Annotated in this window: 1 protein-coding gene; it reads right to left on the reverse strand. The window is 42.9% G+C overall.

The features are described 5' to 3' along the window. On the reverse strand, positions 1-849 hold an 849-nt coding region (locus J3U57_RS12685; RefSeq protein WP_267358487.1), incomplete at its 3' end, for an IS4-like element ISVsa5 family transposase. Positions 850-929: the final 80 nt, after the last annotated feature.

The following is a 929-nucleotide window of genomic DNA, read 5'->3' on the forward strand; positions in this document are numbered from 1 at the left end:
ATTAACAAGTTGTTTGGGTGTTCGAATTTCAACAGGTAAGTTAGTTGCTAGAATCCATGGCTCCTTTGCCGACGCTGAGTAGATTTTAGGTGACGGGTGGTGACAATGAGTCCGTGTCGAGCGCTGATTTTTTCGGCCTTTAGAGCGAGATTTATACAATAGAATTTGGCATGAGATTGGATTGCTTTTAGTCAGCCTCTTATAGCCTAAAGTCTTTGAGTGACTAGATGACATATCATGTAAGTTGCTGATAGGTTTCCAGTTTTCCGCTCCTAGGTCTGCATATTGTACTTTTCCTCTTACTCGACTTAACCAGTACCAACCCAGCTTCTCAACGGATTTATACCATGGCACTTTAAAGCCAGCATCACTGACAATGAGCGGTGTGGTGTTACTCGGTAGAATGCTCGCAAGGTCGGCTAGAAATTGGTCATGAGCTTTCTTTGAACATTGCTCTGAAAGCGGGAACGCTTTCTCATAAAGAGTAACAGAACGACCGTGTAGTGCGACTGAAGCTCGCAATACCATAAGCCGTTTTTGCTCACGGATATCAGACCAGTCAACAAGTACAATGGGCATCGTATTGCCCGAACAGATAAAGCTAGCATGCCAACGGTATACAGCGAGTCGCTCTTTGTGGAGGTGACGATTACCTAACAATCGGTCGATTCGTTTGATGTTATGTTTTGTTCTCGCTTTGGTTGGCAGGTTACGGCCAAGTTCGGTAAGAGTGAGAGTTTTACAGTCAAGTAAGGCGTGGCAAGCCAACGTTAAGCTGTTGAGTCGTTTTAAGTGTAATTCGGGGCAGAATTGGTAAAGAGAGTCGTGTAAAATATCGAGTTCGCACATTTTGTTGTCTGATTATTGATTTTTGGCGAAACCATTTGATCATATGACAAGATGTGTATCTACCTTAACTTAATGATTTT

This window comes from Gilliamella sp. B3464, from assembly GCF_026536145.1.
In the GTDB taxonomy this organism is placed as follows: Bacteria; Pseudomonadota; Gammaproteobacteria; order Enterobacterales; family Orbaceae; genus Gilliamella.